Source organism: Maribacter dokdonensis DSW-8 (genome assembly GCF_001447995.1).
GTDB lineage: Bacteria > Bacteroidota > Bacteroidia > Flavobacteriales > Flavobacteriaceae > Maribacter > Maribacter dokdonensis.
In genome coordinates this window covers 112336-125205 of the sequence record NZ_LDPE01000005.1, presented here as the reverse complement: position 1 = coordinate 125205, position 12870 = coordinate 112336, and the positions used below count along the sequence as shown (strand labels likewise).

The window sequence follows — 12870 nt, the reverse complement described above, 5'->3', positions numbered from 1 at the left end:
AACAACCAAACCAGTATGAAAAATATACAACAAAGTAAACTTGTACTTATAATAGGCTTTTTCTGCTGCTTGTTTTTGGTTTCTTGCCACAAACAAAGCAAGTCCGAAACGGAAACTACAGTAGGTAATTTTAAGGTTCCAGAAACCATCCCATTACAATTTACGGACCCCGAACCTTTTGAATGGGAAACCATAATCAATGATACGCTGACAACTCCCGTTTTTTATGATTTAAACGTAGATGCCTTGCCAAGCAAACCGTTTGAATTTAATGAATTTAAGCCACTGGAAACTCCCATGAAAGAATACGATTTGGATTGGGAAAATTTTCCTGTAGAGAAATTGAAGCTTGATTCTGCGTCATTTACAGTTACAAAATCTACCATAAAAAAACCAACTATTACTAAAATGAAACCCCCAGCGAATATGGCTGGCACAAATGTGAATCTTCTACAGCTTTCCACAAATGAGGGATTGCCCTCTAACGATATTACATCGTTTTTAGAAACTGAGGATGGTGGTATTTGGATAGGATCTTCCATGAATAATACACCCCTAACCTACTATGATGGTGAGAACGCCTTAGTTTACGATTACCCAGGAGTGTATAAAATGACATTTGACCAACAAGGTAAGCTTTGGTTGGTAAGTCCTGGACCAAATTTTTTAACGGTGTTAGACTTTATAAACAATACAGCCTATACAATAACTAAAACGGCAAGCTTTATACCGTTTGACATTCTTTGCGATCATACGGGAACCCTATACATAATCTCCGATAGTGAAGGGATATACAAAATGGACTCGGAAATGAAAAGTTTGCAAAAGATTTCAAATATAGGACGAAATAAGCCCTTTAAACTTTTTGAAGATAGCAAAGATAACTTATGGTTAGGGTTTATAGATGGTCTTGCGGTATTGAATAAAGAAAGAACTGAGATTAAAACAATCTCAACTATAGCCAATTTAGAAATAAATTCTGTTGTTTATGAATTTAAAGAAGATGCACAAAATGGTATTTGGTTAAGTTACCCTTACCCAAATCCTGATACTAAAACCACTCCAAGCATTTTAAGAATAGCATTAGATAAGAATAAAGTTAGTGTATTAGGTGAAGAAAACGGATATACCATAAAGGGTGACAATATGGAATTTGATTCTGACGACAACTTATGGATATTTGGCCCTAGAGAGGCATATATTCTAAGTGCAAATAGAAATGCCTCTAAAAAAATTAAGCTAAACGCTAAACGAGAAGAATCCCTTAAAATACCAACACCCTTAAAGCGTAAGGATGGGTCACTTTGGATTGCCTCCACTGATAATGGAGTAATTATCGCCAATGAATTTACTTTACAAACAGAATATTTTGATACCACCAGAGGCTTAATAGATGACCAAGTTTGGGAAATAGAAGAAGACTCAAAGGGTGAACTATGGCTTGGAACCGCTGCGGGTATAAATATTATTGACTTAAATAAAAATACTATAAAAACCCTAAGTTTTGAGCAATTACATAGTGCACCCAATACAATCAATTTTATCAAAGAAATATCACCGGACATGTATTATTTAAGCACAAGGCCCGGCTTTTCTATTCTTGATAAAAAGAAAAATAAACTTTCCGTCTATGCCAATTCTTCCAACATTTTTGGTGCAGGAATTTCTATTTTAAATGAAGGTACAATTGCGAACTACTCTAGATTAGGACTGTACATATTTAATATTGAAAACAACACCGTTAAAAAAGCAGTCTCTAAAAATGGCCAGGAAATTTTAAATGCAGGAAGCGGATCCATCATAGCTTATGACAAAGAAATTCTTTGGGTTCCTACTACAAACGGACTAGCCAAACTAAATTTAAAAACGAACTCTGTTAGTTATCTTAGTAAAGAGCAAGGTCTTAGCCATGAAAATGTATCTTCAGCAAAACTTTCTAATGAAGGTGAATTATGGATAGCAACCTTAAACGGTATAGACATACTTAATTTAGAACAAAATACGCTTACTACTATTGAAAGTGAAAATGGATTATACCCACTAGATTTTTACGACCTAGTTGAAAGAGGGAACTTTATGTATGCGGCTAGTGGTAATGGTTTAATTGCCATGGAAAAAGCCACTGCAAAAACAACAGATAAAGGCTTCTACAATTTTAATGGTGGACTCGGTTTTAAATCGAATGATTATTTACAAAATTCACCTAAATTTTTAAAAAACGGCCAGTTTTGGTCAGGTGTTACGAATGATTCCAATGAGTGGAAACTACTTGTTCTTAATTCAGAACCACAACAAGATAGTACTACTGGAACAGTGAAAATTAACAACATTTTCGTCATGGATGAAAACCCGGGGTTCGGGTTCAATCTAAAGAAAGATTCTACAAAGGTGCAAACTTCAACCTATGCCAATACCAATGGTATAACATGGGAGTCGGTAAAACATCTTTACAACCTACCTCAAGGCCTTATCCTACCCTATGACCAGAACAGTATTAGTTTTAGTTATGGAAGTAATGATATATTCAACAGGGATAAATTAAACTATCGTTTTATTCTAGATGGTGAAGATGAAGATTGGAGCTATGCTGCAAATGCTACCAAGACCAAAAACTATTATAACTTAAAACCAGGGGATTACACCTTCAAAGTGGCTGATAGAAGTGGGAATAGCGACTGGTCCGTTCCAGATACACTTTCATTTAAAATAAATCCGCCATGGTGGCAAACTTGGTGGGCATACTTGCTCTTCGGTTTAATTGCAGCTAGTATTTTAAGGGCATATATTGTTTTTAGAGCCAGAAAATTAACTAAAGAGAATAGAATCTTAGAAGAACGTGTTTCTCATAGAACGGTTCAGCTTAAGACTAAAATAGACGAATTAAAGTCTACACAATCAAAGCTTATACAATCCGAGAAAATGGCAAGTTTGGGTGAACTCACTGCCGGGATTGCCCATGAAATTCAAAATCCGCTAAACTTTGTCAACAACTTCTCTGAGGTAAATAAAGAACTTCTGGAAGAACTGGAAGAAGAAATTGAAAATGGTAATTATGATGAAGTAAAAGCTTTGGCTAAAGATGTATCTGCCAACGAAGATAAAATTATCTTTCATGGCAAACGTGCCGATGGTATCGTGAAAGGAATGCTACAGCATAGCCGTAGCAGCACCGGTCAAAAAGAAATGACTGATATCAATACTTTATCAGATGAATACCTACGCCTAGCCTACCATGGTTTACGTGCAAAGGACAAAAGCTTCAATGCCACGTTAAATACCGACTTTGATGATGCTATCGGTAAAATAAACATTGTTGGCCAGGATATTGGGAGGGTTATTCTAAACCTCATTACCAATGCCTTTTATGTGGTAAAAAAGAAAAAAGAAGAAAACCCAAAAGGTTACGAACCTACCGTTTCTGTAAGTACAGAAAAACTGGGCAAAATGGTGCTCATTAAAGTATCTGATAATGGTAATGGAGTGCCTAAAGAGGTATTGGATAAAATATTTCAGCCCTTTTTTACTACCAAACCTTCTGGTGAAGGCACCGGATTAGGACTATCGCTAAGCTATGATATTGTAAAGGTACATGGTGGCGAATTAACGGTAGAAACAAAACAAGGAGAAGGCACCACCTTCACCATCTCATTACCAATGAAATAAACAATTAATGTTCCCCATAAAAAGTATTAAAAATTATAAAAAATCCACCTTATGAAGATATTAGTTGTAGATGACGAACAAGATGTAAAAGTGCTTTTTCAACAGCGTTTTAGAAAAGAAATAAGAAAAGAGGAACTAGAATTTGTTTTTGCATTCTCGGGAGAAGATGCACTCAAAATTATGAAAACAATGCAGCATGAAGCGGTATTGATTTTATCAGATATCAATATGCCTGGCATGAGCGGTTTAGAGTTATTGGAGAATATCAAAAAAAATTATGTGAAACCACCACCAATGGTTATGATGATTACCGCTTATGGAGATGATGAAAATAGAACAATGGCAAAAAATCTAGGTGCAGACGACTTTCTAACCAAACCTTTAGATTTTTCACTTCTTAAAGACAAGCTTATAACCTTAACGTAAGACTATGGCAAAAATAATGGTAGTAGATGATGAGACGGACTTAGAGATACTCATCAAACAGAAATTTAGAAAACAGATACGGCAGAACGAATACGAGTTTGTATTTGCTATAAACGGTAGAGATGCGCTAGAGAAACTTGGGAAAAATCCCGGTATAGATATTGTTTTGAGCGATATTAACATGCCAGAGATGGACGGTCTTACCCTACTCTCGGAATTGCATGAATCTAGCCCTTTAATTAAATCGGTTATTGTTTCCGCCTATGGTGACATGGAAAATATTCGTGTAGCCATGAACCGAGGTGCATTTGATTTTATCACCAAACCCATAAACTTTGAAGACTTGACCATTACCATGGAAAAGACCCTAAAGCATGCCATGGAAATTAGAAAAACGCTGCAAGCCATTAAAGAAAACAATATTCTAAAAATGTATGTTGATGAAAACGTACTCAATTTTATGGGTGGCCAAGAATATGAGTCTAAGATAATGGCAAACGAGAATATTGAAGGTACCATAATGTTTGTAGACGTATGCGGATTCACAAAAATTAGTGAGACCACTAGTCCTGACATTGTTGTTTCAATGCTAAATACCTATTTCGATACCATGGTAAAAGAAATAATGGAGCAAGATGGTATCATAGATAAATTTATAGGTGATGCCGTTATGGCCGTTTTTAGAGGAGAATATCATTTAGACCGTGCCATTGATGCCGCATTGGCCATTAGAAATCAAGTGAACAGCTTACCCAAAGAGGAAGGCAAAGAAACATACCAGCCAAAAGTTTCTATAGGTATTAAAAGTGGTGAAATGATTTCCGGAAATATTGGTTCCGCTACCCTTAAGCGTCTAGATTACACTGTTATAGGAGACTCGGTAAATACTGCCGCTAGATTGCAAGATGCCGCTAAAGAAAATCAAATTATCATCTGTGAAAGTTGTTATGAACAGGTAAAAGAAGCCTTTAAATGTGAAAACTTAGGTAGTATCAATATGAAAAATAAATCGCAACCGCTTACCGTATACAATGTGATAGAATAGTTTGTGATATTAAACTTAAAGCCATGACCAAACCGATTGACAATAAAAACAAGAATTCCAATAAAACCAAACAAGAGCATAACCCATTGTCCGCTTTTGAGAAAGGTCTTTTAGATGAATTAAAATCCAAGGGACATGCAGAAGAATTAGTAGATCATTATTGGGGCACCATTAATTATGTATCTGGACTCATAAAGGCTTCGGAATTGAAGGCGGGACTTATACTCTCTTTTTACGGTATTATTCTCAATTTCATCTACCAAAGTGCTGCTCCCGTAATGCATTCCGTGTCAAATGCCATTTTGTTCTATATACTAATTGGACTGTGGTTTGTAGCTACCGTAGTTTCCATTTTTTTTAGTGTACGCTGCTTTATTCCAAAACTTGAAGGGAACTACAGTGATAATGTGTTTTATTTTGGAGATGTCATTACCAAATTTGGAACCATCAAAGAATTTTCAAGGAAATTTTACAACGTGAGCATTAATGAACAAGAAGTTTTTGAGCAACTGGGGGAACAGATTTACATCAATTCAAAAATATCTGCGTGGAAGTTTAGAAACGTTCAACGATCTATATTCTTTTTAGCTATTAGCCTTGTGCTACTGCTATTAACAGCAGTTTATTATGGAGTGTTAAGAATTATGTGACCATAAGCACACACCGCTATAACACTTAAATGTATTATTTAAAACTAACATCAAATAACCCATATAATGAATACTATGAAACCTTTACTACTACTTATAACTTTATGCTTGACCACTCTGGTTTTTGCTCAGACAGATTCAGAAAAAGCAGAGATGACCGTTGATAAAAATGAAATTGAGGGACATATATATTTTTTGGCCGATGATGCCCTAAAAGGTCGTGCTACTGGATCTCCAGAATTAAAAATAGCGGCATCCTATCTAGCTAATACTTTACGCGGGTATGGCATAAAACCGCATTCTGCCATAAATTCTTACTATCAGAAATTTAATTTAATACAAACCACTGCACCCAAAGTACTTAAGGTTTCTATAAATGGGGAAAACTATCCACACACCATTGCAGTGGAAGCAAAAGGGAGTGATCTTTCCGGAGAAGCAATCTATCTTAATTTTGGAATTGAAGAAGATTACAAAGGAAAAGATGTCAACGGAAAACTTATTATAGTAAAAGGTGGAACTTCAGAAGCTTCAGATGCTAGAGCAGTTTATAATGCACATAAAGAAAAACAGGAATTAGCAATCAAAAATGGGGCAATAGGGTTACTTGAGATGACTTTACTTGAAGAAGATTGGTGGACCAGGGTTTCTCATTTCATGGAAGAAGGTGTTAAGATACCTGATACTAAAAATGAACAAATGCCAAAACCAGATTTTATTCATCTTTGGGTAAATTCCTCAGCTAATAAACTTGCTACATTCAATAATGCTAAGCTAGCATATGCAATAGAAACTGACGGAATAAAAGAAGAAACACTAGAAACACAAAATGTAATAGGTGTTCTAGAAGGTACCGATCCAAAATTAAAAGAAGAATTCATTATGTATTCTGCACATTATGACCACGTGGGTATTGGTAAACCTGATGCTGTGGGTGATAGTATTTATAATGGTGCACGGGATAATGCCATAGGCACTACTGCTGTTTTAAGTATGGCAGAGAATATTGGAAAGTTTCCTACAAAACGGTCAGCTATATTCATTTTTTTTACCGGAGAGGAAAAAGGTTTATTAGGTAGTCAATATTATGTTGAGCACCCTATATTTCCACTCAAGCAAATAGTATATGGTTTCAATACCGATGGTGGAGGGTATAACAATACAAAATTGGCTACCGTAATTGGATTAAATAGAACAACAGCACAAAAACATATTGTTTCAGGTGCCGCAACTTTTGGTTTAAAAGCCATTGATGACCCTGCTCCTGAACAAGGACTATTTGATCGTAGCGATAATGTAAGCTTTGCCAGTAAGGGTGTTCCCGCTCCTACTTATTCAACTGGTTTTGATGCCTTTGATGATGAAATTAACAAATATTACCACCAACCTGGTGATGAGGCGGATAGTTTGGATTATGATTATCTAGTGAAATTTTACCAAGGCTATGTGCTTTCAGGTAGGTTGATAGCCAATGACCCTGAAACTCCTTTTTGGATGAAAGATGATAAATATGAAGCTGCAGGTAATGTGTTGTATGGTAAGGTTCCTGAAGCTCCAATTAAAAATTGAACCCCCTCTAAAATAAATCAATTTGACGCCAAGAAATCAGAACAATTGACCAATGATTAATTTCTTTAGAAAAATCCGCAGAAACCTGCTCGAAGAAGGCAAAGTCTCCAAGTACTTAAAATACGCCATCGGTGAAATTATTCTCGTTGTTGTTGGAATATTAATTGCATTACAGATTAATAATTGGAATGAGTATCGTAAAAGCAGAGAAGTAGAACTGAATTACCTCAAGAACATTCAAGAAGATATACTATCGGATTCTTTATATTTTGAAAGAAGTTGGTTTAAAAGAGGTGATAAAAAAATACAAGGCTTAAATAAAGCTAAAAATTATTATCTGAACGGTATTATACCAACCGATACCATCACATTTATAAATGATGTAGCTTATGGTGGTATTTATGGCATCGGCAGGCTTACCCCTAATAACAGAACTTATAATGAGTTGTCAAGTACAGGTAATATTAGCCTAATCTCAGACCAAGACATTCGTGATGAGATTGTTGCGTACTATTTAAATTTAGAATTCTTATATGAATATGGGGCCGATTCACGTAGTGATTATCCTCATTTTATGAACTCATATAAAGTATTTAACCCTAAATTTCCAGATTCAGTAAGCCCCGCCGAAATCCCCATTCTTTTAAAAATGATGCGTAAGGATAAATTTTACCAACTCACTAATTCAGAATTAACCTATGCCTATTCCATTCTAAATAGGCTTGAGTATGTCAAAAAAGATGCTGCACTCTTATATCACAGAATAGATAATTATTTAGAGCATCATGAAAAGTAAGATTCAAGCTAGTTTTTAATTACTCATCACTTACCACTCCAAGGTAAAGAAAATGATTGTGCACAGTGTATACTTCTATTATCATTTCACATAAAAGAAAAATTTAGCAGACTCAAAGAACCCACCCCTAGCCCCTCCAAGGAGGGGAATGTTTAATTGCTTTACTCCAACCAATTCATAGAATGATACGTGTAAATTAACATTTAAAAACGCTAAATACTCACAAATATCACGTATTCCTCCCCTCCCGGGAGGGGATTAAGGGGTGGGTAATACGAATAGTGAATCAACCTGCTAGTGCTCTCAAAAATCTACAAATCTTTATAAGCCTTCAACACATTCTCAATCTTAGCCTCTGTCTCCTCATTTATGTTTTGATGTTCTGGATGCTCTAACAACCACTTTACGGTCCTCTTTATCCCTTCTGAAAACGGAATTGTAGCTTTAAACCCCGGTACAAAAGTTTTTATCTTGGTATTATCGAACAAGACACTTTCTGCTTTGTCCGCTAAAAGTGTACCCGTAAATGACGGCTCTACTTTACAAATAAAGTCCGACGCTATATGAACTACTTTTGCTTCCTTCCCTAAGGCATCAGCCAAAATCTTATAAATCATATTCCAGGTCAGCACCTCATCTGAAGTAATATGAAAAGCATGCCCTATTGCGGTCTGTAATCCTAATAAACCTACAAATCCCTTTGCAAAATCATCTGAATGTGTCACTGTCCAAAGTGAGGTTCCGTCTCCATGTACAATTATTTCTTTACCTTCTAATATTCGCTGTGCGGTATTGAACTTATCAAATCCACCAACGGCTATAGGTATTACCGTATCATACGTTAAGGATGGTCTTACTATGGTAATAGGAAATCCTTCCTCACGATATGCTTTCTGTAACCTGTCCTCACATTGAATTTTACCTTGAGAATAATCCCATAGATTATTATGTAACGGAGTAGACTCCGTAATTACAGGATAGCTCAATGGCGTTTGATAACAAGATGCCGAACTTATAAAAATGTATTGCTTGGTCTTTCCTTTAAACAATTCAATATCGCGCTCAATATCATCAGGTGTAAACGCTATCCAGTTCACCACAACATCCCACTCATGTTTTTTCAGCTCTTCAAGTTCATCCGGTTTGTTGATATCACCAATAATACTTTGTGCGCCCTTAATATCAACTTTGGCTTTGCCCCTATTTAATAGGTACAAATCCATTCCTTTGGCAACCGCCAATCTACTACTTGGTGTACTTATATTCCCTGTTCCTCCTATAAATAATACTTTCATTTCTATATTTTAAATTCTTGATGATTCCATGAAACTGAACGGTCTAAACATCTCTATAAAATGTTAATCCGTTTTTAAATGGATCGTAAAAAGCAAACTCCCGTGTTCCCCATGCGGTTTCCCTTAGCAATGTATGTGCATTAAAAACATCTACGTTTGAATACTCATTGTACAAAGCTTCTATGTTTTGAGATACAATGCGCAACATAGGTCTATCTATATCTACCTCCCACATTTTTTTATTGTGCCATTGCAAATGAATCTCAATATCGTCCCTTAAGATACCCGCATATTTTGGGTTTTTGGCATCATCTGCGAAGGCAATCTTAAACCCCAATCGGTTAACATAAAAATCTAACGCTTCAACCACATCCCAAACCGGAAGCACAGGGTGAATTTGATGTAAATAGCCTTTTTCTTCCATACCGTGAAAATACAAAAAGGATTAAAGGATTTAATGTTAATACTTCCTCAATTCTTAATGCATGTCGTTCTATTTTTTTAAGTAATTCGCTATCTTCATAGGATTATTTCAAACCAAATTCAACACTATGCAAGTTATTACCAAAACACTCTTTCTCCTATTATTTTCAATAACGGTAACTGCACAAGTTTCTTCAAATCTTGAGCTTACCGATATATTTAACATGGAGTATGTATCTGATCCTCAGATATCGCCAGATGGCAGTAAAATAATCTACGTTAGAAACTTCAAGGATATTATGACCGACAAGAATTTATCTAATCTTTGGATCATAAATTACGACGGTTCACAAAATAGACCTTTGACAACTGGCAACCAAAACGACTACTATCCACGCTGGTCTCATGACGGTAAAAAAATCATTTTTAAATCGAACAAAGAGGATTCCAAAATGAAATTATACCTCATGTGGATGGATACCAAAGAAATTGCTCCTTTAACGAATACTCCTAAAAGTCCCGGTGCCGTAAGCTGGTCTCATGATGATCGTTATTTAGCTTTTACCATGTTTGTGCCAGAGGCTGAAAAATCTATCGTAAAAATGCCTTCTAAGCCTGAAGGCGCCAAATGGAATACCCCACCAACATATATTGACAAATTAAACTATAGGGGTGACGGTCAAGGATATATTAAAGGCGGACATACTCAAATTTTCACCTTATCTATTGATGGCGGTACGCCAAAGCAATTAACGACTACAACATTTGACCATGGTGCTCCCGTATGGGCCAAAAATGACAAAGCGTTATACTTCTCCGCAAATTTTAATCCAGATGAGGCTTTTGAACCTGCCAATAGCGAGGTCTATAAATTAGACTTATCAACAGCAGAGGTAACTCCGCTGACTTCTAGATATGGACCGGACAATTCACCTACAGTTTCTCCAGATGGTAAGTTAATAGCTTACACCGGTAAAGATGATAAATTACAGGGGTATGAAATTACCAATCTTTATGTGATGAATACCGATGGAAGCAACCCTAGGTTAATTTCCGGTGATTTTGATAGGGATATTGCCAATGTGCAGTGGTCAAATGATGGCAAAGGTCTTTATTTTCAATATGATACGGAAGGAGCTACTAAAATAGGCCATATTACCTTAAGCGGTAATGTAAGCACTCTAGTTGAAGGTCTTGGTGGGTTGTCATTGGGAAGACCCTATAACGCGGGTGATTTTACCGTTTCTAACAACTCTAAATTTGCCTATACGTTAGGTAATACCGAACACCCGTCTGATTTAGGTGCTGCCGATAAAAAAGGTTCTAAACGATTGACTTTTGTAAACGACGATCTTTTCTCTTTTCGTGATTTAGGCAAGACCGAAGAAATTTGGTGGGAATCTTCATATGACCAGAAAAAAATACAAGGTTGGGTGGTTACTCCGCCAAATTTTGACCCAAGTAAAAAATATCCGTTTATTCTTGAAATTCATGGCGGACCGTTTACTAGCTACGGCTCAGTTTACAGTGCCGAGATACAAGCTTATGCTGCAGCTGGTTATGTTGTGCTATACAGTAACCCAAGGGGAAGTACTAGCTATGGAGCGGAGTTTGGTAACTTAATTCACCACGACTACCCTAATCACGATTATGAAGATTTAATGAGCGGTGTAGATGCCGTCATTGAAAAAGGATTTATAGATACCAACAATCTATTTGTTACCGGTGGTAGTGGCGGCGGAGTACTTACTGCGTGGATAGTGGGTAAAACTGACCGATTTAAAGCTGCCGTGGTTGCCAAACCAGTAATAAACTGGACAAGTTTTGTGCTCTATGCAGATGGTGCCGCTTTCTTTTCTAAATATTGGTTCGGCAAAAAACCTTGGGAAGATCCGGAAAACTATTTTAGACGTTCTCCGTTAATGTATGTTGCCAATGTTACTACGCCAACCATGTTACTAACGGGTGAAGAAGATTATAGAACGCCTATTGCAGAATCTGAACAATTCTATACTGCCCTTAAATTAGAAGGTGTTGAAACGGCTATGGTGCGTATTCCCGGAGCAGGACATGGTATTGCTAACAGACCTAGTAATTTAGTAGCCAAAATTGCCAGTGTACTAGCTTGGTTTGAAAAATACAAGGATGCGGAATAGTATAGAATATATAAGTTTTGTTCTGGCATTATGCATGTCGATTTCAAGCCTTTGTGGTCAAGAAATTAATGTACTTACCTATAATATAAAGTACGACAATGTTAATGATACGGTAAACAATTGGAACTATCGCAAAGCTGCCATGGTTGATCTTTTACAATATTATGACCCTGGTATCATTGGCATGCAAGAAGTTCTGCATCATCAACTAACGTTTTTAGATGAACAGCTTTCCAATTATAATTATATAGGTGTTGGTCGTGATGACGGAAAAGAAAAAGGCGAATACTCCCCTATTCTGTTCAACACCAAATTATATAAACTATTAAAAAGTGAAACATTTTGGTTGTCCGATACACCAAATAAAATATCTGTAGGATGGGATGCCGCAATGGAACGTATTTGCACCTATGGATTATTTGAAGATTTAAATACGGGAAAGCAATTTTTGGTCTTCAATACGCATTTTGACCATGTAGGTACAGTTGCCCGTGAAAACTCGGCAAAACTCATTGTATCCAAGATAAGGAAGGTTAATGGTGATCATCTTCCGGTGGTGCTTATGGGCGACTTGAATTTGAATCCCACGAAAAAACCGATTCAATTTTTACAAAATGCCTTGGCTGATGGAAAATCAATCGCTCAAAAACCTTTTTACGGACCAACGGGAACCTTTAGTGGTTTTGACCATTCGCGCATATTAACTAATCGTATCGATTACATATTCGTAGAAAACTTTGAAGTTTTAGAGTACCTACATATTGATGATAGAATGGAAAACAATAAACATATCTCTGACCACCTACCGGTCTTTGCAAAGCTTTTCATGAACAAATAAGTACTTCTT

General features: G+C 36.3%; 10 protein-coding genes. 8 read left to right on the top strand and 2 right to left on the bottom strand.

Annotation, left to right across the window (positions count from 1 at the left end; translation table 11 throughout):
* Positions 1-15 precede the first annotated feature (15 nt).
* The 6 genes from I600_RS19020 (at position 16) to I600_RS16280 (ending at position 8149) form a co-directional block, all read left to right on the top strand.
* The gene (locus tag I600_RS19020; RefSeq protein ID WP_082643013.1) at positions 16-3663 is read left to right on the top strand and encodes an ATP-binding protein; all 3648 of its coding nucleotides are present in this window, start codon (positions 16-18) and stop codon (positions 3661-3663) included.
* A gap of 51 nt (positions 3664-3714) precedes the next feature.
* Positions 3715-4089 (top strand): response regulator, encoded by a 375-nt coding sequence (locus I600_RS16300; RefSeq protein WP_058105625.1) that lies wholly within the window; start codon positions 3715-3717, stop codon positions 4087-4089.
* 4 nt (positions 4090-4093) lie between these two features.
* Positions 4094-5134: an adenylate/guanylate cyclase domain-containing protein gene (locus I600_RS16295; RefSeq protein WP_058105624.1), complete on the top strand. Its 1041-nt coding sequence runs from the start codon at positions 4094-4096 to the stop codon at positions 5132-5134.
* A gap of 23 nt (positions 5135-5157) precedes the next feature.
* Complete coding sequence (locus I600_RS16290; protein ID WP_245188905.1) at positions 5158-5784, top strand: Pycsar system effector family protein; 627 nt, start codon at positions 5158-5160, stop codon at positions 5782-5784.
* A 75-nt stretch (positions 5785-5859) separates the two neighbouring features.
* Complete coding sequence (locus I600_RS16285; RefSeq protein ID WP_058105662.1) at positions 5860-7353, top strand: M28 family peptidase; 1494 nt, start codon at positions 5860-5862, stop codon at positions 7351-7353.
* 52 nt (positions 7354-7405) lie between these two features.
* The gene (locus tag I600_RS16280; protein WP_058105623.1) at positions 7406-8149 is read left to right on the top strand and encodes a DUF6090 family protein; all 744 of its coding nucleotides are present in this window, start codon (positions 7406-7408) and stop codon (positions 8147-8149) included.
* A gap of 311 nt (positions 8150-8460) precedes the next feature.
* Here I600_RS16280 and I600_RS16275 read toward each other — a convergent pair whose 3' ends face one another.
* On the bottom strand, positions 8461-9444 hold the full coding sequence (locus I600_RS16275) for an SDR family oxidoreductase (RefSeq protein ID WP_058105622.1): 984 nt from the start codon (positions 9442-9444) through the stop codon (positions 8461-8463).
* 43 nt (positions 9445-9487) lie between these two features.
* Positions 9488-9868, bottom strand: a complete 381-nt coding sequence (locus I600_RS16270; RefSeq protein WP_058105621.1) for a glyoxalase superfamily protein — start codon at positions 9866-9868, stop codon at positions 9488-9490.
* Positions 9869-9995: 127 nt separating this feature from the next.
* Here I600_RS16270 and I600_RS16265 point away from each other — a divergent pair, with 127 nt between their 5' ends.
* Together I600_RS16265 and I600_RS16260 are read left to right on the top strand one after the other, a co-directional pair.
* Positions 9996-12023 (top strand): S9 family peptidase, encoded by a 2028-nt coding sequence (locus I600_RS16265; RefSeq protein ID WP_058105620.1) that lies wholly within the window; start codon positions 9996-9998, stop codon positions 12021-12023.
* Positions 12013-12861 (top strand): endonuclease/exonuclease/phosphatase family protein, encoded by an 849-nt coding sequence (locus I600_RS16260; protein ID WP_082643012.1) that lies wholly within the window; start codon positions 12013-12015, stop codon positions 12859-12861. The genes I600_RS16265 and I600_RS16260 overlap by 11 nt, the downstream gene beginning before the upstream one ends.
* Positions 12862-12870: the final 9 nt, after the last annotated feature.

Coding starts and splice junctions, on each gene's coding strand:
- I600_RS16300 (WP_058105625.1), top strand. CDS start 3,715: ATGAAGATATTAGTTGTAGATGACGAACAAGATGTAAAAGTGCTTTTT.
- I600_RS16265 (WP_058105620.1), top strand. CDS start 9,996: ATGCAAGTTATTACCAAAACACTCTTTCTCCTATTATTTTCAATAACG.
- I600_RS16275 (WP_058105622.1), bottom strand. CDS start 9,444: ATGAAAGTATTATTTATAGGAGGAACAGGGAATATAAGTACACCAAGT.
- I600_RS16295 (WP_058105624.1), top strand. CDS start 4,094: ATGGCAAAAATAATGGTAGTAGATGATGAGACGGACTTAGAGATACTC.
- I600_RS19020 (WP_082643013.1), top strand. CDS start 16: ATGAAAAATATACAACAAAGTAAACTTGTACTTATAATAGGCTTTTTC.
- I600_RS16260 (WP_082643012.1), top strand. CDS start 12,013: ATGCGGAATAGTATAGAATATATAAGTTTTGTTCTGGCATTATGCATG.
- I600_RS16270 (WP_058105621.1), bottom strand. CDS start 9,868: ATGGAAGAAAAAGGCTATTTACATCAAATTCACCCTGTGCTTCCGGTT.
- I600_RS16280 (WP_058105623.1), top strand. CDS start 7,406: ATGATTAATTTCTTTAGAAAAATCCGCAGAAACCTGCTCGAAGAAGGC.
- I600_RS16285 (WP_058105662.1), top strand. CDS start 5,860: ATGAAACCTTTACTACTACTTATAACTTTATGCTTGACCACTCTGGTT.
- I600_RS16290 (WP_245188905.1), top strand. CDS start 5,158: ATGACCAAACCGATTGACAATAAAAACAAGAATTCCAATAAAACCAAA.